The organism is Delftia sp. RIT313, assembly GCF_000632165.1.
Taxonomy (GTDB): domain Bacteria; phylum Pseudomonadota; class Gammaproteobacteria; order Burkholderiales; family Burkholderiaceae_C; genus Comamonas; species Comamonas acidovorans.
The window spans coordinates 1-18,671 of sequence record NZ_JFYT01000071.1; the positions used below are offsets into that span (position 1 = coordinate 1).

The 18,671-nt window shown below is 62.1% G+C and carries 15 protein-coding genes; 6 read left to right on the forward strand and 9 right to left on the reverse strand.

Translation table 11 applies throughout. The features are described from left to right. Positions 1 to 30: 30 nt before the first annotated feature. A complete protein-coding gene (locus tag BW39_RS21965; protein ID WP_043824298.1) occupies positions 31 to 1,041 on the forward strand; it encodes a hypothetical protein in 1,011 nt (336 codons plus the stop codon). 68 nt (positions 1,042 to 1,109) lie between these two features. Here BW39_RS21965 and BW39_RS21970 read toward each other — a convergent pair whose 3' ends face one another. Next, positions 1,110 to 3,554: a TonB-dependent siderophore receptor gene (locus BW39_RS21970; protein ID WP_235264263.1), complete on the reverse strand. Its 2,445-nt coding sequence runs from the start codon at positions 3,552 to 3,554 to the stop codon at positions 1,110 to 1,112. A 377-nt stretch (positions 3,555 to 3,931) separates the two neighbouring features. Between BW39_RS21970 and BW39_RS31310 the strand changes: the two genes are divergently transcribed. After that, positions 3,932 to 5,128 (forward strand): hypothetical protein, encoded by a 1,197-nt coding sequence (locus BW39_RS31310; RefSeq protein WP_152547298.1) that lies wholly within the window; start codon positions 3,932 to 3,934, stop codon positions 5,126 to 5,128. A gap of 66 nt (positions 5,129 to 5,194) precedes the next feature. On the opposite strand, the gene BW39_RS21980 is transcribed toward BW39_RS31310, so the two are convergent. The 3 genes from BW39_RS21980 to gstA all read right to left on the reverse strand — a co-directional run bounded on the left by BW39_RS21980 (position 5,195) and on the right by gstA (position 7,600). Then, positions 5,195 to 6,238 (reverse strand): FecR family protein, encoded by a 1,044-nt coding sequence (locus tag BW39_RS21980; RefSeq protein ID WP_235264264.1) that lies wholly within the window; start codon positions 6,236 to 6,238, stop codon positions 5,195 to 5,197. After that, the gene (locus BW39_RS21985; protein ID WP_043824270.1) at positions 6,228 to 6,764 is read right to left on the reverse strand and encodes a sigma-70 family RNA polymerase sigma factor; all 537 of its coding nucleotides are present in this window, start codon (positions 6,762 to 6,764) and stop codon (positions 6,228 to 6,230) included. The genes BW39_RS21980 and BW39_RS21985 overlap by 11 nt, the downstream gene beginning before the upstream one ends. A gap of 203 nt (positions 6,765 to 6,967) precedes the next feature. Further along, on the reverse strand, positions 6,968 to 7,600 hold the full coding sequence (gene gstA, locus BW39_RS21990; RefSeq protein ID WP_043824272.1) for a glutathione transferase GstA: 633 nt from the start codon (positions 7,598 to 7,600) through the stop codon (positions 6,968 to 6,970). Positions 7,601 to 7,750: 150 nt separating this feature from the next. Between gstA and BW39_RS21995 the strand changes: the two genes are divergently transcribed. Further along, a complete protein-coding gene (locus tag BW39_RS21995) occupies positions 7,751 to 8,074 on the forward strand; it encodes a winged helix-turn-helix transcriptional regulator (protein WP_013802924.1) in 324 nt (107 codons plus the stop codon). A 92-nt stretch (positions 8,075 to 8,166) separates the two neighbouring features. After that, complete coding sequence (locus BW39_RS22000; protein ID WP_043824275.1) at positions 8,167 to 9,147, forward strand: AraC family transcriptional regulator; 981 nt, start codon at positions 8,167 to 8,169, stop codon at positions 9,145 to 9,147. A gap of 98 nt (positions 9,148 to 9,245) precedes the next feature. Here BW39_RS22000 and BW39_RS31315 read toward each other — a convergent pair whose 3' ends face one another. The 3 genes from BW39_RS31315 to BW39_RS30585 all read right to left on the reverse strand — a co-directional run bounded on the left by BW39_RS31315 (position 9,246) and on the right by BW39_RS30585 (position 12,560). After that, positions 9,246 to 10,043, reverse strand: a complete 798-nt coding sequence (locus BW39_RS31315; protein WP_152547299.1) for an E2 domain-associated cysteine-rich protein — start codon at positions 10,041 to 10,043, stop codon at positions 9,246 to 9,248. Positions 10,044 to 10,057: 14 nt separating this feature from the next. After that, on the reverse strand, positions 10,058 to 11,590 hold the full coding sequence (locus BW39_RS22005) for an adenylate/guanylate cyclase domain-containing protein (RefSeq protein ID WP_043824278.1): 1,533 nt from the start codon (positions 11,588 to 11,590) through the stop codon (positions 10,058 to 10,060). Positions 11,591 to 11,654: 64 nt separating this feature from the next. Further along, the gene (locus BW39_RS30585) at positions 11,655 to 12,560 is read right to left on the reverse strand and encodes a TIR domain-containing protein (protein ID WP_200871539.1); all 906 of its coding nucleotides are present in this window, start codon (positions 12,558 to 12,560) and stop codon (positions 11,655 to 11,657) included. A 1,552-nt stretch (positions 12,561 to 14,112) separates the two neighbouring features. Between BW39_RS30585 and BW39_RS22010 the strand changes: the two genes are divergently transcribed. Together BW39_RS22010 and BW39_RS22015 are read left to right on the forward strand one after the other, a co-directional pair. Further along, positions 14,113 to 15,054 carry a BRO-N domain-containing protein gene (locus BW39_RS22010; protein ID WP_043824280.1) on the forward strand — a complete coding sequence of 314 codons (942 nt, stop codon included), beginning with the start codon at positions 14,113 to 14,115 and terminating at the stop codon, positions 15,052 to 15,054. A gap of 34 nt (positions 15,055 to 15,088) precedes the next feature. Next, on the forward strand, positions 15,089 to 15,823 hold the full coding sequence (locus tag BW39_RS22015; protein ID WP_235264265.1) for a hypothetical protein: 735 nt from the start codon (positions 15,089 to 15,091) through the stop codon (positions 15,821 to 15,823). A 39-nt stretch (positions 15,824 to 15,862) separates the two neighbouring features. On the opposite strand, the gene BW39_RS22020 is transcribed toward BW39_RS22015, so the two are convergent. Both BW39_RS22020 and BW39_RS22025 read right to left on the reverse strand, forming a co-directional pair. Then, positions 15,863 to 16,147 carry an immunity protein Tsi6 family protein gene (locus BW39_RS22020; protein ID WP_034392327.1) on the reverse strand — a complete coding sequence of 95 codons (285 nt, stop codon included), beginning with the start codon at positions 16,145 to 16,147 and terminating at the stop codon, positions 15,863 to 15,865. 142 nt (positions 16,148 to 16,289) lie between these two features. After that, the gene (locus BW39_RS22025) at positions 16,290 to 18,449 is read right to left on the reverse strand and encodes a methyl-accepting chemotaxis protein (protein WP_043824284.1); all 2,160 of its coding nucleotides are present in this window, start codon (positions 18,447 to 18,449) and stop codon (positions 16,290 to 16,292) included. Between the last annotated feature and the right edge of the window lie 222 nt (positions 18,450 to 18,671).

Below are 18,671 nucleotides of genomic sequence, written 5' to 3' on the forward strand. Positions count from 1 at the left end.
GCCCACCCCCGTCAACCGGAGACAGCGTTCATGAACGTGATCCATCAGTTCCTCGGCGGCCTGGCTGATCTGGTGCCTCCGCCCCCAAGGGCTCCAAGCGTATCGAGCGGGCCGAAAACCGGCATGGTGTTCAAGCGCTCGGCATCCATTTCGGCGCCGCTGGTGCGGGGGCAGATGCTGATGCCGGTGACCGCGTGGAACTGGCCCGATCCCGTGACTGGCACCATGGCCGACGCGCAGTTCCTCTTTGCAGATACGGTGCCCCAGTCCGCTGCCAATGGCGCGCTGTACCAAGCGTCGGGGCGCAGCTTTTCGCAGGGATACAAGACCTTTCTGCAGGTACTCGAAGCCTGCAAATTTCCCTATCAGTCGATGCTTGCAGGCGCCATGCAGAAGATGGCAACGCCTGCGGGCGAACCTGCATACTCGCCCACTCCGGTGGGATGGACCAAGGTGTACGAGACCGGCTACCTCCAGTGGAAACCGATCTGGACACTGCCCAAGAGTTCGTCGGAGTGGAGCGCAGCAGTGGCTGTCGGCACGATCGCAAACCCCGGCACCTTGCGCTTGAATCTCAACGACACATCCGGCGCAGGGCCGCAGGCTCCGGCGTCTTTGCAGGCCCTGGACGCTTCCGGCCGCGTCCTTGCGCTACCCGCCGCTTCGCTGGAGACGGTGACGATCACCTCTGAATGCTGGGACCAAGTGCCGATCTACCCCGGCAGCTGGTACGACGCCTCGATGGTGGCGCTGGGTCGCGGCCTGGTGCCGGATGCAGGCGTGTTCTTCGGGCCTGGCGGCCTGATGGCGTGCCGTGTGTCAACTTTCTACGTCGCGTTGAACCCCCGCTTCGACTTCACTGCCGCAGCGCCGATACCCGCCTCGCTGCGCCAGACGCTGGATGAAGCTGACACCGTGCAGGCCATGGGTGTGACGGTTCAGCGAGCAAGCGGAGACGGGCAGCCAAACCAGGCCTTGCGCCTCGTGAACACGGACCCTGCCCCCGTCATCGTGGCCGTGAGCCTTGAAACCTTGGCGTGATTCGTCACGTTCACCGCCATATCCGCCGCCATATCCACCGTCATGTCCACCGTCACCCCAGCCCCCGCCTACCAGCGGTAGGTGGCCGTGGCCACTGCCTGCCGCAGCTCGCCGTAGCGACAGCTGCCTGCGCTGCAGTTGCTCAGATAGGCCTTGTTGCCCAGGTTGCGCAGGTTCAGCGCCAGGCTCCAGCGCTGCAGGTCGTAGGCGACCAGGGCATCCACCACCGTGTACGAAGGCAGCGGGGCCGCTGCCGACTCCTGGTAGCCGCGGTTTGAGCCCATGTAGCGCGCTCCAATCCCCACCCGCAGGCCGGTTGCAAAGCGGTAGTCTGCCCATACCGACAGCTGGTTGCGCGACACCGCCTGCATCTGCTTGCCAACCTCCGAAGGCGTGCTGCTGGCCGTGACGATGGCCTTGGGCGTATATGTATAGGCCGCGATCACGTTCAGGTTCTTCAGCGGCTGGAACGCGGCCTCCAGCTCCAGCCCGCGCACCGCAATCTCGCCGGTCTGCCGGGGCAGGAACTCCGGCGTGTAGGTGATGTAGTTCCTGCGGCGCAGATCGAAGATGGCGGCGCTGTAGCGGCCTTTTCCATCTGTCGGCACATAGCGCACGCCGGCCTCGTACTGGCGCCCGGTTTCGGGCTTGAGCGGCGTATTGGTCTCCGGGTCCATGGTCACCGTGGGCGAGAACGACTCGGAATAGCTCACATAGGGCGCCCAGCCGCTGGGGTGCAGATAGACCAGTCCCGCTCGGCTGGTGAACTTGTGGTCGTTGATGCGCGTGCGGCTGCCGTCGATATGGCTGCTCACCGTGGCCGAGGCGCTGTCATACCGGCCCCCCACCGTGGCCACCCAGTCGCTCCACTTGATCTGGTCCTGCAGGTAGATGCCCGTCTGTGTCAGCCGCGTGCGGGCGTCGAACCAGGGGTCACCGGGCACCACATCGTTCGTATACACCGGCGCATAGCCGTCGATGCCCGACACCGTGCCCGCGTTGTAGGTGCGCTGGTCATTGCGCGAGCCCTGGTAGTCCAGCCCCGCCAGAAACGTGTGCTGCCAATCGCCCAGCCGCAGCTTGGCCTGGGCCTGGTTGTCTATGGTCAGCAGCCGCGCCCGCTCCTTGCTGCCGAACGGAAAGCGGTTGAGCCGCCGGAAATTGGCCGGGTCCAGCGGATCGGCAGGGTTGACGGTGGCGAAATCGCTCTGGTTGTAGACCTGCTGGTAGTCCACCTTGATGGCGCCGTAGCGCGCGTTCTGGCGCAGCGTCCAGGTGTCGTTCAGGCGGTGCTCGAACAGATAGCCCAGCATCCACTGGTCCTGATTGAAATGGTCGAATCCCGGCTCGCCCACATAGGTGCCCGGCGAGAACTTTCCGTTGGGATTGGGCAGCAGCGTGCCCACCTCGGGAAAGCTGCCGTAGGAGCTGCCATCGCGTATGCGCAGATAGTGCGCCAGCACGGTCAGCGAGGTATCGGTGGAGGGCTTCCACGTCAGCGAAGGCGCCAGGTACACCCGGTCATTGGGCAGGCCGCTGGCCTGCAGCTCGGCATCGCGCACCATGCCGGTCACGCGGTACTGCAGCGTGCCCTGCGCATCCAGCGCCCCCGCAAAATCCCCGCCCACCTGGCGCCGCCCATGGTTACCCACCTGCACCTGCAGCTCACGCAGCGGCTCGCCCGTGGGCCGCTTGCTGACCACGTTGACCATGCCGCCCGGCCCCGTCTGCCCATACAGCACCGAGGATGGGCCGCGCAGCACCTCGATGCGCTCCGTGCCGTAGTTCTCCGTCTGCCACACGGCCCAGCCGTTGTTGTTGCGCAGCGGCAGGCCGTCCAGGTAGTAGCCGGGCGTCTGCGCATCAAAGCCGCGGATGATGGTCCAGTCAAAGCGCGAATCCGCACCCCAGGGCGACACATTGATGCCCGGCGTATAGGCCAGCGCATCCTTGAGCCGCAGCGCCCCGCTGGCGTTGATGAAATCCGAAGTCACCACCGAGATCGACTGCGGCGTCTCCTCCAGCGGCGTATCGGTCTTGGTGGCCGTGGCGCTGCGCCGCGCCACATAGCCGGGCACCGGCCCCGTGGCCGTCTCGGCATCCACCGCCCCGCTCACGGTCACCGTGGGCAGGCGCGGAATATCCCTGGCTGCCGGAGACACTGCCTCAGGCGCGGGCTGCGGTGCGGCCCGCAGCACATAGCCGCCGGGCGTCCTCGCCAGCACATAGCCGCTGCCGCGCAGCAAAAGCCCGAAGCCCTCCTCCACCCCGTGGCGGCCCTGCAGCCCCGCAGAGCGCAGGCCGCGCAGCTGGTTGGCATCGATCGCAATCGCCACGCCCGCCTGCAGCGCAAAGCGGTTCAGCGCATCGGCCAGCGGGCCGGCCGGTACGTCATAGACCACGGCCTGTGCCGGGGCCTGCGCCCATGCAGCGCCCGTTCCCGCAGCCGCCAGCGTGGCGACGGCAGCGGCTATGGCAAGCCTGGAGAACAGCCCCGGTAGCGGCATCGGCATCGGTAACGGCAGACGGCGGGCGCGGCCCCTGTGGGTAGGCAATGGCATGGCGGAGGATTCCTTCCTTGGTTCGTTGGTGTCTTCCAAGGCTTGACGCACGAACTTCGCAAAGGCGAACCGCAAGACAAAAAAAGTGACCGGCATCCATCACGCATAGCCAAAGCCCTGATCCGGATATCCAGAGCCGATGCAGCTTTTCCACACACCAACAATCCAAAAACACTACAATGCGCGGCGGTGCCCACCGTGCTTGCACACGAGCAAAAAAAGGCTTTCTCTTCTTGCGAATAGACGTCATCTTCGACTAATCCCCTGGGGCACTGTCGGGCCTTAAACGTGTGCGCTTTCCCGGCAATGTGCTCCTGGAAAGGTTGAACATGAACGCGAAGAATCTCGCACACAGCATTCAAGCCAGCCTGCGCACGGCTGCAAGCTTGGATGTCAAACGCTCCCATATCCATGAACTGATCGCTGCCGCCTTCGGCCATGGCAGCCAGGCCGCGATGCTGACCACAGGAATACCCTGTTCAATGCCGCAGCCGCTGGCGAATTGCCAAGAGCTGGATGGGCTGGCCGCCTCTCGTCGTGCAGTTGCACTTGGGTATCCAGTGAATGCTGCCGCACAGGCTGGGCCTCTCGTTGTAGCGGCAATCGAGCAGGCCGGGCTTTGCCTGCTATCCCTGGATCTGGTACTGAGCCTGTTGCTTGAGGGACAGACTGAGCTGCATGACTGGCATCTTGTGCCGGAGGAGCCTCGTTCAGATAACGAAACCTCGTTTGATGAAGAACTTGAACTCGAGTACCTGGACGACGAGGCATGGCATGCCGGCCAACGGGATCAAGAAACTGCCTTTGTGAATCTGATGGACGATGAGGTTGTTTCTGCGCTCGCTTTGGCTGCCGAGCGCTCGGATGGGCGTGCACACCTGGCTCTGGCACTTTTGTGCATGGGTGGCGAAGATGGAGATGGATTTGAGCAATCGAGCTCCGCCGATGGTCGCTACTGGCACGAAAGAGAGCAATCGGGACATGTATTGACAGGAGTGGAGAAAGAGTGGTCCGACACCTATCGGCAACGCATTGAACGCCAGAGTCTTGCCAGGTTTCATCTCGAAACTGCTGCAGAACTTCGGCAACCCGACGCCTTGCTGCTCATGGCACGCCAGACTCAAGATCCCCGCTTCTTCGAGCTTCAGGCGCCGCAGGTGCACGCTCACCCAATCTTGGTCGCAAGAGTGGCAGAAAACATGGGTTATCGGGAGGAAGCGACCTTCTGGCTGACGAAGGCAGCAGAGAGTGGGCACATGGATGCCATGCGGGAACTCATCGAAGACCAGCATTCGAACAATCCACTCATGTGCTGGACCTGGTATCACCTCGCCAAGCTCCATGGAAAAGATTTGACAAGGGACGACTACCGCGCCATCAATGAAGACGGGTCTTCGTACGATGACGACGTGGGTGGGCCCATGTTTGCTGCCGGTGAGGACGGCGTCGTACTGCCGGATGCAAGTGCCTCCGTGCAACTGGCGGCTGAAGCCCGCGCCCAGGAAATCTTTTCTCGTCAATCGTGACCAAGCACCGCCCGAAAGGTTACACGGCATCCAGCGCCGGGTAACCGTTCGGGCGTTGCCGCAGCGTCATGGCGCATCCACCAGCACCAGCCACGGTGTCAACGTGCGAATGCGCAGCTCGGGAAAACTGCTCATCAACAGCTGCAGCGCGCGGTCCGTATCGTCAAGCGGCAGCACGGCGCTCACGCGCAGTTGGTGGATCTGTGCGCTGTCGTAGCGGATATGGCCGGGCCGGTGGCGGGCCAGCGCATCCAGCACCTCGGCCAGGGGCTGGTCGCTCACCACCAGCTGGTGCTGGCGCCAGGCATCCGCCAGGCCCCGGGCGTCCATGGCCTGCACGGGCCCCAGGCCGTGGTCCGTGATGCGTACACGCTGGCCGGCATTCACCGTGGCGGAGTCCTGGCCGCCCGCAGCGGCCTGCGCCGCCACGCGCGACTCCAGCACGCTCAACACCGTGGCATCGGCCTGCCGGTCCACCACAAAGCGCGTGCCCAGCGCACGCAGGCTGCCCTGTGCCGTCTCCACCACAAAGGGGCGCGATGCATCACGGGCCACATCGACCAGAATCTCGCCCTGCACCAGCTCCACCGTGCGGCGCCGCTCGTCATAACGCAGGTTCACCGCGCTGCCACTGGCCAGGGTGATGCGCGTGCCATCCGCCAGCGCCCGGGTCTGCCACTGGCCTGTGGCCGTGCGCAGGTCCGCCATCAGATAGCCCGGGGGCCAGGCCTGCAATACCACCCAGGCCGGCAAGGCCAGCACGGCAGCCAGCATCAGGGCCGCACCGGCACGCCGCGTGCGCCGAGCCCGGCGTGTCTGCCCATCCTGCATTCTTCCAGCGCTGCCCGACGCATCCAGCGCCGCACGGGCTGGCCGGCTGCCGGCCGGGCCGCTGCGCGCAGCCTGCAGGCGGTCCAGAAACTGCTCCATGTCCAGGGCGGCGGCCGCATGGCGCGGGTCGGCACGCTTCCATGCTTCAAAGCCCGCGCGGGCCGTGGCGCATTCGGCCTCGTCATCGCCCGTCAGCGCCACAAGCCACTGCGCCGCCTGCTCGGCCAGGGCATCGTCATCCGGCCCTGCGCCGGGCATGCGCTCCGCTCTACCGGACATGCTCGGCCACGGCAGGGCAATGGGCGCGGCAGTGCAGCAGCGCCTGCACCAGGTACTTCTGCACCATGCGCGTGGAAACACCCAGGCCCTGTGCAATCTCGGCCTGCGGCTGCTCGTCCAGGTAGTGGCGCAGAAACGCCTCGCGCGGGCGCTCGGCCAGCCCCTCCAGCGCAGCGCCAATCTGCTCCAGCGCCTGCACCGCCATCAGGATTTCTTCGGGCGCCGGATAGCCGGGCAGGCTTTGCGCCACCAGCGCCAGCTCATCCAGATAGGCCTGCGCCATGGCCTGGCGCCGCGCCCGGTCCACCAGCAGCCGCCTGGCCGTGGTCGTCAGATAGGCGCGTGGCTCCGCCATGCCCAGCAACGCATCGCGCGAGGCCAGGATGCGCACAAAGGTGTCATGCGCCACATCGGCCGCATCAAACGCATTGCCCACCCTGCGCCGCAGCCAGCCGCGCAACCAGCCATGGTGGTCGGCATAAAGGGCAGCCATGCGTTGCTGCAGCGCAGATTCGGTGGAAGACACGGTTTCTTCTGCGCTGCGCCCGGGGCAAGGCGGCAGCCGCAGCGGCGGAATTGAGAATGAAACGCATTCTATCGAGACAGAACGCATGCGTATCAGTCTGCAGCGTGCCCGCAACGGGCGCGGTGGCAGGCATGGACCGGCGGGCAATGGTGCGGCGGATACGGCCAAGCCAGTCCAGGGCACCGCCATGCCCCTGCCCCGCCCTATCGCAGCCCTTCCGCCTGCAGCGACTGGCGCACGGCAGGCCGCTCCCGCATCCGCGCGTACCAGACTGCAAGATGCTCCAGGCCATCGAAGCGAATGCTCGTCTTGTAGACCGACTCCAGCCACGGCGCCTGCCCCCACTGCGTGAGCGCGAACAGATAGGCATCGGCCACGGTGAAGCCATCGCCCATCAGGTAGCGCTTGCCGGCCAGTTGCGCATTCACCCAGGCATACCGCTGCTCCAGCTTGGGCTTGGCCGTCTCCACGCCGTACTTTCCCGCCGCCACTGCATACAGCAGCGGGATGAAGCCCTTGTGGATCTCCGAATTCAGAAAGGCCAGCCACTCCAGCAGCCGATAGCGCTCCAGGCTGCCATGGGCCGGCGCCAGAAGCGATGCAGGCCGCAGGTCCGCCAGGTACTGCAGGACGGCGGGCCCTTCCCGCAGCAGGCTGCCGTCGTCCAGCTCCAGCAGGGGGACATAGCCAAACGGGCTGAGCGCACGGAAGTCCCTGCCGTCTTCCGTATGGTGGGTCTTGTGGTCCACCCGGACCAGTTGGAAATCAAGCCCCAGCTCGTTCAGGACAATGTGCGGCGCCAGCGAACAGGCGCCCGGCAGGTAATACAGCTTCATGCAATTTCTCTGGTGATGGAACAAGGGGCCTGCGCGTTCAGGCACAGCCCCTGGCCAATGTCATGCACCAGGGAACAATCTGGAAGAAGGCAATAAAACTGCCCATAGGTTAAAAAAATATACCTGCCGTCTGCCTATGATGAATGTGCTATGAAATCCAACATCTCCGGCTGCTCCGTGGAAGAAGCCATGCGCCTGCTGGGCGGCCGCTGGAGGCTGCTCATCGCCTCCTACCTCATCGACGGCCCCCGGCGCTTCAACGACCTGCGCCGCGACATGCCCGGCATCTCCCAACGCTCCCTCACCCTGGACCTTCGCGCGCTGGAGGAAGCGGGCCTGGTCAAGCGCACCGTCTACCCCACGGCGCCGATCAAGGTGGAGTACGAATTGACCCAGGATGGGGAACGGCTCAAGCCGGTGGTGGGGGTGATGAAGGAGTTTGGATTGTGGGTGAAGGGGAAGGCGCCGGCCTGAAGAGGACTGCACCGGCTGGTTGTCTACATCCGCCCCCCTGCTGACAGGCAGGCCCCATCGCCGCATGCACGGTGATTTCCAGAACAACGACCATGACGAACAAGCCTTCCGAGCAGGCATCCCGCGCCGAGTACGCGCGACGGATCAATCGCGTGCTCAACTACATTGATGCCCACCTGGATCAGCCTCTGGATGGTGCGCATCTGGCCGACATCGCCAATTTCTCGCGCTTCCACTTTCACCGAATTTTTGCCGCATGGATGGGAGAAACGCTGGGCAGCTATGCACAGCGCCGACGGCTCGAGAAGGCGGCGTTCCGGCTGTCCTGCGGCAGCAAGGAAACCGTGCTTGAAACCGCGCTGGCCACCGGCTTCCAATCGGGCGAAGCATTTGCGCGCGCCTTCAAACTCAAGTTTGGCTGTACGCCATCGGCCTGGCGCTCCACCACGCTTGAGCGGCTGAAAACCCAGGCGGCCGCCATCGGGCAGCCGCCAGTCAGCCAGCAGAGCAATCCTGATCAGGTCTTCGGCAATCTCCATCAGACAGACCCATGCGCGTTCGGCGAACCTCAGGGCTCTTGTCACCTGAAGGAAGAAATCGCCATGGACGTACGCATCATTGATCTACCCAAAGCACATGTCGCCTATCAACGCTTGATCGGCCCCTATGGGCCAGCCATAGGCCAATTCTGGCGAGGCACCATTGCGCCGTGGATGCACTCCAATGGCCTCAGCGATCAAACGTGCTACGGCATAGGTTATGACGACCCCTCTCTCACACCCGCCAACAAATGCCGCTATGACGCCTGCGTGGAAGTCCCCGCGCATTTTGTCGCCAGCGGCCAGGTGGACACCCAATCCCTGCCGGGCGGCCGTTACGCCGTGGCAAGGTTCAAGGGGAAACCCGAGGGTCTGGCCAATGCCTGGATGTGGCTGACGCGCGAATGGATGCCGTCCAGCGGAATGCAATGCGATGACCGGCCTTGCTTTGAGATGTTTTCTGCGGCCACCGCCATGGATGCCGACACCGGCGAGTTCTGCTGCGACATCTGTATTCCGGTGCGGGCGCTGTAAAGCGACTCAAGCCGGTTGAGGTTTGGGCATTTTGGGGAGCAATCCCATGGGCTCTTGCCATTGTGATGTTTATCAAGACCTGATGCGACCTTGTGAATCTAAGTTGGTCTCCTTTCCGCTTGTGGTTGCAATGGACACTTGTCACATGTGCCGCAACATTTCATTCCTGCCACTTGTGCATTGAAGGCGGCTTCTTCCTTCTTCCAGTCTCTTAGCGAAATCACCAACGCACTGGCGTGTTTCGCGTGCTCACCGCAACGACGTAGACGTTTTGGAGTTTTTAGGCTAGTCGAATCGCAGAAGCATCGCTGCTTCTGTCGGAGAACTTTCTGCGTGGCTTCCCACACGCTGTATAGCAGCGAGCCGTTAAACCAAAGATCAATGATGAGCCGTTTGTTTCGCGACAGTCGTTCCTCAACGCTCAGAAATCCATCGGCCAAAGCTTCAGAAAATCGCGGACCTAGCACGCTGGCAGCAGCTTGGGCTTTGGCTTGATGCTGCGCTGCGTCCCCGTGAGCCCAGTATTTGCTATTGGGCCAAGCCCGTTTGGTGCGAGCACGATCTTGCAATTTTAGGTATTTGTAGACTGCTTCTAGCCAGACCGTGGCCGTTGCCTCATCCACGATATCTAGTTGTGTCGCACCAGGAAAGTAGAGGCAAAAAGTGCCGCCAGGATTGATATGTCGCTCTGGACAAAAGGTGGGGAGATTTTTGGGGGTTTCCTCGCGGACAGATACTCTTACCCCGAACTGATCTAGGTGCAATATGTACGGAATTACACGACCGCTTACGAGCTTAATTGGCAGATCTAGGATGCCGGAATTCGATGACTTGAGCGAAAGGCTGCCCCCAAATTGGGGAGCAGCTTGCGCAATGCAATGCAGTGCTGGGCTCAAAATGTTTCCTTAGCTCAGCGAATCACAGTAGCGTATGGACGCACCTCGCGTTCGCTTGCTCGGAGAACGGCTGGAGCCCCCTCATAAGCTGCGGCGCGCGCATTCTTTGCAGCTTTATCACCGTTATCGGCAAGGCTCTCGGTAGCCTCTTCATAGTCCAGATTTGCCACCTTGAGGGTTTTGCCAAACAGCTTCCGTACAGCGTCGGTACCCGCGTCATAGGCCGCCTGTCCGATTGCGGTTTCATCACCCTTGCAATCACACTGACGGTTCTCCGAATTGAGAACTTTTCTCCCGATCGCGCAACGAACGCGATGCCCCTTGGTGCCCAGACGAGTTACCGAAACCGGGCCAAGATCAAAGCCGATCGCCAAACCCAGTTCGCCAGTGCTGTAACCTTTTTCGGTCAGGCGCTCAATGCTGAGGTTGAAGCTGCTGCGCAGGGCTCCTGCCAGGCGTGTAGCTTCAGATACAGATAGTTCCTCATCTGTGGCGTGGGCCGTTCCGTCGGCATAGAGACCATGTATGCAATCACCGATGAAGCGGACTCGGCGACCCTGGAAGTCGTCTGTCACGACGCGCTCCAGTTCCGCACGCAAGACGTGGAGGGTGCGAACAACATCCTCAGGGTTGTCATCTATGTGGTCGGCTACGTACTTCGTGAAGCCATCGATGTCCGCATAGATGCTAATCATCTCCTGGCGCTTCGAATTGCCCGGCGTCAGCACGGAGATGTCCATATCCTTCAGCGGCGGCGTCTGGCGCGTGAACTGGTAGCTGCCGATGGGGTTTTTTTTCATGTCATCTCGCCATTCCTGGACGATTTCATCCGCGGTGACATCCAGCTTGGCAGCATCCTTACAGCTCTTGATCTCCTCGATCGAGAGCGCGTGCCTCTCAGGCGCGTCCTTCTCTTCTAGGCCAATCACCTTGCGCGCGACGTTAGTTAAGAAGATGCCCTTGGGCTTGTTGTTGCTGGCGAGCTTAGCGGCGTGATTGGCGGGATCGCCTAGGAAAAGCGGCTCGCGATACCCATTGCGTCCATTGTTCACGGCAAGCGCCAGACCCGTGTCGATGCCGATGCGCACCTTGGCGTCCGGGATCTGCTCATCCGTATCCCCAGTTTGCGCCAGCACATCAATGATGAGTTGCGCTGTTGCAATGGCGCGCTGGACACGCTTCTTCTCTGCGTCGGTTTCGCTGTTGTACGGTTTGGTGAACAGGGAGTGAAGGCGCTGGCTATGGAAGTCGACGCGCCGAGCATCGACCCTGTCCAAGATGCGCTTCACTGCGCGGTAGTGCTGATCCAGGAAGCGCAGTGTACGCTTATGGCAGTCGGTACCCTCGACATCTGTGATGTTGAGCATATCCACCAAGTTCTGGATGTCGGCGTACATGTGAACCCCATCCACCCGATATGCAACGTTTGTCGGGATCGACTCCAGTGACATGTCTCGGGTGTACTCCTTGATCGTTACCGTATCCACATCAGCCTTTTTTTTATCGATGTGTTCGGAAGCTCGGTTTTCATTCCAGTTCTTGCTCACTGACTTCTCCTTGGAAAAAGGCGTACATACATAGTTGGGCTTGGCGACGGTGTTGGCAAACCCATTACCGGGGGCCGAGTTCGCTGAACACCTCACGCAGTCGACTGCAAGCTGTACTTACGTTTGATGCCGAGTCTCGATCAGTGCGATAACCGATTGTCGTGAGGCCTGAAAGATCCGAAGGAAGATCCACCGCTTCGCCGCGAGGTTCAAGAAGTATTGAACGAAGTCGACCTAGGCGCCCTACGAAAAGACCAAGTTCAAAGATCACGTTGTCGCGCGGAGTATCTTTTGTCATTCCGCGCGAGGTAGTGACAGAGTCGTCAGGCTGAGCGATTGCTATTGCGAAATCGCTTTCGTCCAGTTGATCCTCAAGACTCTCAATGGGATATTTAGACGCACGAAAGACGCCATCTGTCCAAATTTTCACGAAAAATTTGTCGTGCTCCAGTTGCATCTCAATAGCACGTGCGATAGGCAGAGCTTCAACAGAGCAGATGATAAAAATACGGGCAGATTGATGAGCAGGCCGAACAAGGTTGTTCCGTTGGTGTAAGCGATCAACCAGCTGCCTCGTGATCTGCTGCCACATTTTTGGAAACTTGTTCGCAGCCTCCTTAAAAGCTTGTGCAGAGACTTTGAGCACTACGGAAGGCTCTAGCGCGACAACTGTGGCTGAGCGGGAAGCAGTAGATACAACTGCAGACATTTCTCCAACCAACTCAGTAGGCCCTCGCTTCGCCACTTCGCGCCCATGTACTTTGACCTGAAACTGACCTGTGATGATGAAGAAAACATCCGAATCATTTGCGCCCTGATTAATGATTGTATTGCCCGTCGCTACTGACATGGGAGTACCTACGTCGGCGAGCTGAGTGGCAAGGGCGTCATTCCCGAAAACAATGCGTTGTTGAGACAAAGCCTCTTCTAATGCAGCCCGCCCCTCCGCTCCTTCGAACCGCTTGATCATCTCTCCACAATCCATTGCTTTACCTTTTGATAGTCGAAAAGTGATTATTCTCTTTGCTGATGGTGGTAACTTAAGCTGTTTAGCACTCTTTAATTAGAGTGCTAATGAATTTATCTGCAGGCTATCATCGTGTCAAGTCACTGAGCCAGCTTCGAAGCTTGGTTGCTATGCACCTGAAAACTGATGCAGGACCACCGTTAGTATGTGGACAGAGAATGAATGCAATTGAGCGATATCTAGTAGGTCGAGGTGCTACCAAGGCTGACTGCAACCTCTGCAGAGCAGGCGCTGGCGGTTTGCCTTGCGAATGGCTGCAATGTTCGCGTGCCCCTCAGTAGGGCTATTCGCAAGAGGGCACAAGATTGTCCCGTATACGACACCTAGCGATCTCCAGAGGGATAAGGGACGCGGCGATTCACAGCGCTGCGCCTTCTTCAATTAGCGGCGGCGGTTTGACTGAGAAACGACTGAGGCAGCCAGCGTCTTGGTCGTCGCGGCGGAGCGTGAGCTATCGAGAGCCGCGGAGGCCCGGCCCTCGAGTTTCGCTCCAGTCTGTGCCGCTGACCCTGACTGCCGCAAGGCCGAGCCAGCCAGAGAGCGCTGCAGGGCGCTAGCTGAGCCGCTTTGGAGCGTCTTTCCCGCGAGGGAAGCGACGCGAGAGGAGGTCTGTTTTGCATTAAAACCCATGACGAAACCCCTATGGTTAAAAGTTGGGCTGCTGGATGAATCAACAGTGGTGATTACTATATTTAGTGTCTGGATGGCCGTCAAGACACTACCTATAGCGCTCAAGTGACAAATTGTGTTTTCTTGTTGTGGGCAGCCTAACCCTGCATCGGTACGAGTCGCATCTACGCTGTCGCTTCAACCGGGCTTGCATCTGCACGTCGGCATGAAGCCCTTCTTCCCGCCTCCCGACGGGTGCATAGGGGTGGGCTGCTGCCGGCTTCGCCGCCACCTTTCAGCGGCTGCTTCGGGCCGATAGCGGCCAACCGAGCTGCGCAAAATCGCTCCTTCGAGCCGATATGCGGTGAACCGAGCAACCGACTGACTGCCCCCAAGGGTGGAGCGGTTGCCCATAACCGGAAGCGTTCAACGGCTGGTATTGGCTGTCGCGGTCAGTCGGGCACTGCATCGTGAATGGCGCAAATCAGCCTGAAGCCGTCGTTCAACCGCCTGCGGTGGCCTACTGCTGACACACAGGCCTTGAACAACTGATCTGCGAAGAAAGCAAAACAGGCGACGTTGCCCTCGCAATTCACTGCAAAGCCCCTCATTCAACACGTCCCTGCCCCCTCCATCCAGCACCCCTACGTAACCGCTTTGGGCAGCTCCCGCACGCCCACACCTGCTACGATCCCCCCCGGTGCTCAACACACCTTCATAGGCGGAAGTCACTCCCGAAAGTCAGTGGCATTTCGCCCATAGCTTTGTCTTGCCCTGCAACCCAGGGCAAGTCTTGTTTATGGCCGGGCTGCCCGCCGCTGCATAAAGCCATTGCGGCAAAGACCGACGGGCAACCCTATGACCGTGTTGACATAGGAGGCCATTCATGGCTTTGCGATCCCCCTCCCGTGCCGTCCCTGCAGACAACATCACCCCCCAAACCCTCCACTTCGGCGACATCCCGATACGCACGCTCCCCAGGCACGGCGTGACTTGGTTCTTTGCCAAAGATGTGTGTATCGCTCTGGGAATCTCCCGTCACAAGCTGGCAACCAGCAAACTCGACGCAGACCAGCGCTGCATAGTCCGCCTTCCCAGCGAGCCCAGGCGCGAAGCCTTGGCGGCCGTCAGCGTGGAGGGCCTGTATGCACTGATCCAGGCCAGCCCCTCACCTGAAGCCAAGCGCTTCAGGCGCTGGGTGCAACGCAAGGTGCTGGGTGGCATGGATGCATCTGCCAAAGACAACAAAACCAAGAACAAGACCAAGCCCAGGCGCGATGCCAGGCACCCGCCCCAGAGCCTGATCCCGGGGCCCGCACCCAAGGTCTTGCGCCGCATCCGCACCTGCGATGACCTGTCTTTCACGCGGCGCAATGCGAAGGGGGAGCGCATTCAGTGGTTTGTGCCGCCGCGCGTGAACAGCGGGCATGAGCACTACGGGATTGGAGAGATCTGGTTCAGCGAGGTGGTGGAGCTGGCGCGCCACAACCCCAGGCATGCCTATGACGCCATGCGGTTTGCGGGGCCGGAGATGGCGCGGTACTGGAACCATGGGCACCCTGACGGGTTCTTTGACCGCATGGCACGTTGGGCGCTGGGGGCCATTCTTGCCAATGCGCAGGAACCCGCGCTGCCGTTCGAGCTGCCCTGCCTGGGCTTTGCGCCGCTGGAGGGCATGGAGGCCATGCTGGCGACTGCGGCTGCGCCCCGGCCGTTGCCGGTGCATGTGCAGGAGGCCATAGACAGGCAGGCCTGGCAGGAGGCGGCCGAGTGCCAGCGGCATTACTACGAGCGCCGCCGCCGTGACCTGATGGCGCGGCACGACTGACGCGGGCGTCAAATGCCACTCCTTTGCCCCAGGAGTGGCCAGCGGCTGGCCGGGCAGTGAACCGAGCAGTGACCCGGGCAGGGACAATGGCGCATATAGCGAGACTCTCATGAAATTGAACCTGCTCACCCTGCACGAAAGTGACCTGGCCACGCTGCCTGATGGTGTGTACATTCGCCGCCTGACCCACCCCATCACCGAGATGTTCATGGCCCTGCTGCCTGCGGTTGAGATCAATGGCAGCAGCAAGATTGCCGTGGTTCTTGGCCCCCAGGGCGAAGCGGAGGCATTCGACAACGTTCTTGGAGTGACTGCGGTTTTTGTTGAGGATTTCGACTTTGCGCATTTTCTGGCGCAGGACCGCGCTGCCCAGAACCAGCAGTTGCTGGAACTCCTGCGCCAGTGCCTGATGGACATCGCCCATCGCAAGGGACCGAACCTGCAAGCCGTGCAGGCCATCAACGCAGCAGCGGATGCGGTGGTGCAGCGCCAATTCCAGCTGACGCTGCCCATCAAGAAGCTGGGCAAGCGCAGTAGGGACAGAAAGTCCCGGGTGGAAGTGTTCCGGCGCCTTGATTCCGAAGTGGGTGAAGCCTGGTATTGCGAAGTGACCAGGGCAGGCCAGAGCACCCCGCAAGAACTGTGGATGAGCAATGTGCCCGGCTTCATTGACCGCCGCGACTATTTCAAGACCGCCGAGATCAGCGGCAACAGCTACATCGCCAAGAGTCGCCTGGGCCGGGTGGTCTTCGAGACTCCGCTGGCGTAGCGCCAAACTACCCCCGCCATTTCCTTTGCTGGAGCGCGCTCAGGGCAAATCGATCTTCAGCCCGCGCCCGGTCTGCACGGCCACGTGGTGCGCATCCTTCAGGGCCCGGGCCAGCTCTGGATCGGTCTCGTCGAACTCCTTGACCGCAACGCTGCCGATGGTGATCTGGTGCAGCCTGGAGCGATCCAGGCCCCGGTCCAGCAGGACCGCACGCACGTATTGCAGCTGTTGCGCCAGGTGCTGGAAGACATCGTGCCCTGGCAGGGCCAGGGCACGTTGGGCCACCAGCGCCAGGGCGCGGTCGATGTATTCAAGGGGCGTCAATGGGATTCAACCGGTTCATGGAGTGGCTGCAGAGCATGCCAGAGCGCCGCGGGCCCGAGAGGGCGGGCCGCTGGAGCCAGGGGCTTCAGGGGCACCAGGGGCACCAGGGGCACCAGGCTCCCCTGGCCTCACCCGGTGGTTCTCAGAAACTGTCCCAGTCGTCATCGGCCGTGGAGGCCATGGCGACGGGCTTGGCGGCGGCCGTTTTGGCTGGAGCCGCAGGGGCTGCGGGCTTGGCCGCAGCAGCGCTGGGCGCCAGCGCCGGGGCACGGCGGATTGCGGCGCTGGTGGTTGGCGCGGCGCTCGCTGCGCGGGCCGCAGTCTGCGGCGGCGCACCGCTGCCGCCCGGCAGCCTGAAGACCGAGACCACGCGCACCAGTTGATCGGACTGGTGGCGCAGGCCTGCGGCGGCGCCGGCCATTTCCTCGACCAGGGCGGCGTTTTTCTGCGTGGTCTGGTCGATGTGGGTGATGGCCTCGGCCACCTGGGCGACGCCGCTGTTTTGCTCGGCGCTGGCGTGGCTGATGTCCGAGATGAGCTGGGTGACCTTGCGGATTTCCTCCATGGCCTGCTCCATGGTTTCCCCTGCAAACGCGGCCTCCTGGTTGCCGGTGTGGATTTCGGCCACGCTGTGGCTGATGAGCTGCTTGATTTCCTTGGCGGCCTCGGCGCTGCGGCCTGCAAGGGCGCGCACTTCCTCGGCCACCACGGCAAAGCCGCGGCCATGCTCGCCCGCGCGGGCCGCTTCCACGGCGGCGTTGAGGGCGAGGATGTTGGTCTGGAAGGCAATGGAGTCGATGACGCCGATGATGTCGGCGATCTTCTTGCTGCTGGCGTCTATGCCCTGCATGGTCTGCACGACCTTGCGCACGGCCTGCCCGCCTTCGGTGACGACGCGCTGGGCCTCGCGCGTGATGCGGTCGGCCGATTGCGCGTGGTCTGCGTTGTGGGCCACGGTGGAGCCCAGCTCTTCCATGGCGGCGGCGGTCTGCTCCAGCGCGCTGGCTTCGCTTTCGGTGCGGGCGGCCAGGTCCTGGTTGCCCTGGGCGATTTCCGCGCTGGCCAGGGCCACGCTGTGGGCCTGTTCGTTCACGCTGCCAACCACGCGCGTCAGGCCCGTGCTGGTGGTGTTCATGGCTTCCAGCAGGTGGCCGATTTCATCCTGGCGGTCGCTGGCGATGCGCACGGTCAGGTCGCCATCGGCAATGGCGTAGGCCATGTGGCTGGCCTGCTTCAAGGGGCGCACGATCATGCGGCGGATGAGCCAGAACCATGCCGCCGACAGCAGCAGTACGGCGCCCAGGCCCATGAGGGCGAACTGCAGGACCAGGCTGCGGGTCTCGGACACGGCTTCGTCCACGTAGGCGCTGGTGGCAATGACCCAGTTCCAGGGTGCGTATTGGCTGAAGACGACCAGCTTGTCGCGGGCCTGGGTTTCGCCCGGATTGGTCCAGGGATAGGCCATGCTGCCCTGCTTGCGGTCCAGCATGTCGCGGATGAAGAAGCGGCCATCGCCGTCCTTGGAATCGCTCATGTTCTGGCCTTCCAGGGCGGGATGCACGACCAGTTGGCCGCGCTGGGGGCCGTCTTCGGCATTGAGCACGTAGTAGTAGCCGGTCTGGCCCACCTTGAGCGCGCGGATGGAGTCCTTGAAGTGCTCCAGCAGTTGCGAGAAGTCCTGGCCCACGAAGGCGATGCCCACGGTGGCGCCGGAGGCGTCCTTGAGCGGGCGGTATTGCGTCATGTACTGGCGGCCGAACAGGTGGGCCAGGCCCATGTAGCTTTGGCCGGCCTGGATGGCGGCATAGGCGGGATGGGCGCGGTCCAGCCGGCTGCCCAGCACGGCCGCGCTCTGGTCGCCTTTCTCGTTTTTGAGCGTGGTGGCAATGCGCACGAAGTCGCCCTGCCCCTGGGCCGCAAACACGGTGGCCACGGCGCCGGTGCTGCGCGTGAATGCCTGCAGATGCGCATCGTTGCCGTTGAGCGGCTGGCCGTCCAGGCTCAGCAAGGGTTCGCCGCCGCTGGTGTCCAGGCTGAGCGTTCCCTGCAGGCTGCGCGCCAGGCTGTCGGCCAGGAACTGGGTGCGCTGGCGCAGTTCCTTGTCGGTGGACTCGACGAAGTTGTGCAGCATCTGGACGCCCTGCTGCATCTCGTTGTGCATTTTTTTCTGCAGGGACTTGCTCACATCCCAGGCAATGCCCAGCACCAGCAGCGCCAGGATGGCGGCGACCCAGACAAAATTGGTGAGTGACAGCTTTGCGCCCAATCCTTGGCGGCGCCAGAAACGTTGACCGATGTGCATTGATGCATCTCCTGTGCGGCGTTGTGCGCCGCTGTTGTGCGCGCACAGGCGGGGAATGCCTGCGTGCCAAGCCATGCTGACCAAAGTCAAGCCCTGGTGATTCATGGGCCGAAGCGTATCGACGCTGCCGCATGCGGGATTTGAGATGGGTCAAGGAAGTAACCAAGTGTTGCAACGACAGCGTCCGGCCCATCGCGCCCGGCTTCGGCTGGGTGCGTCGAC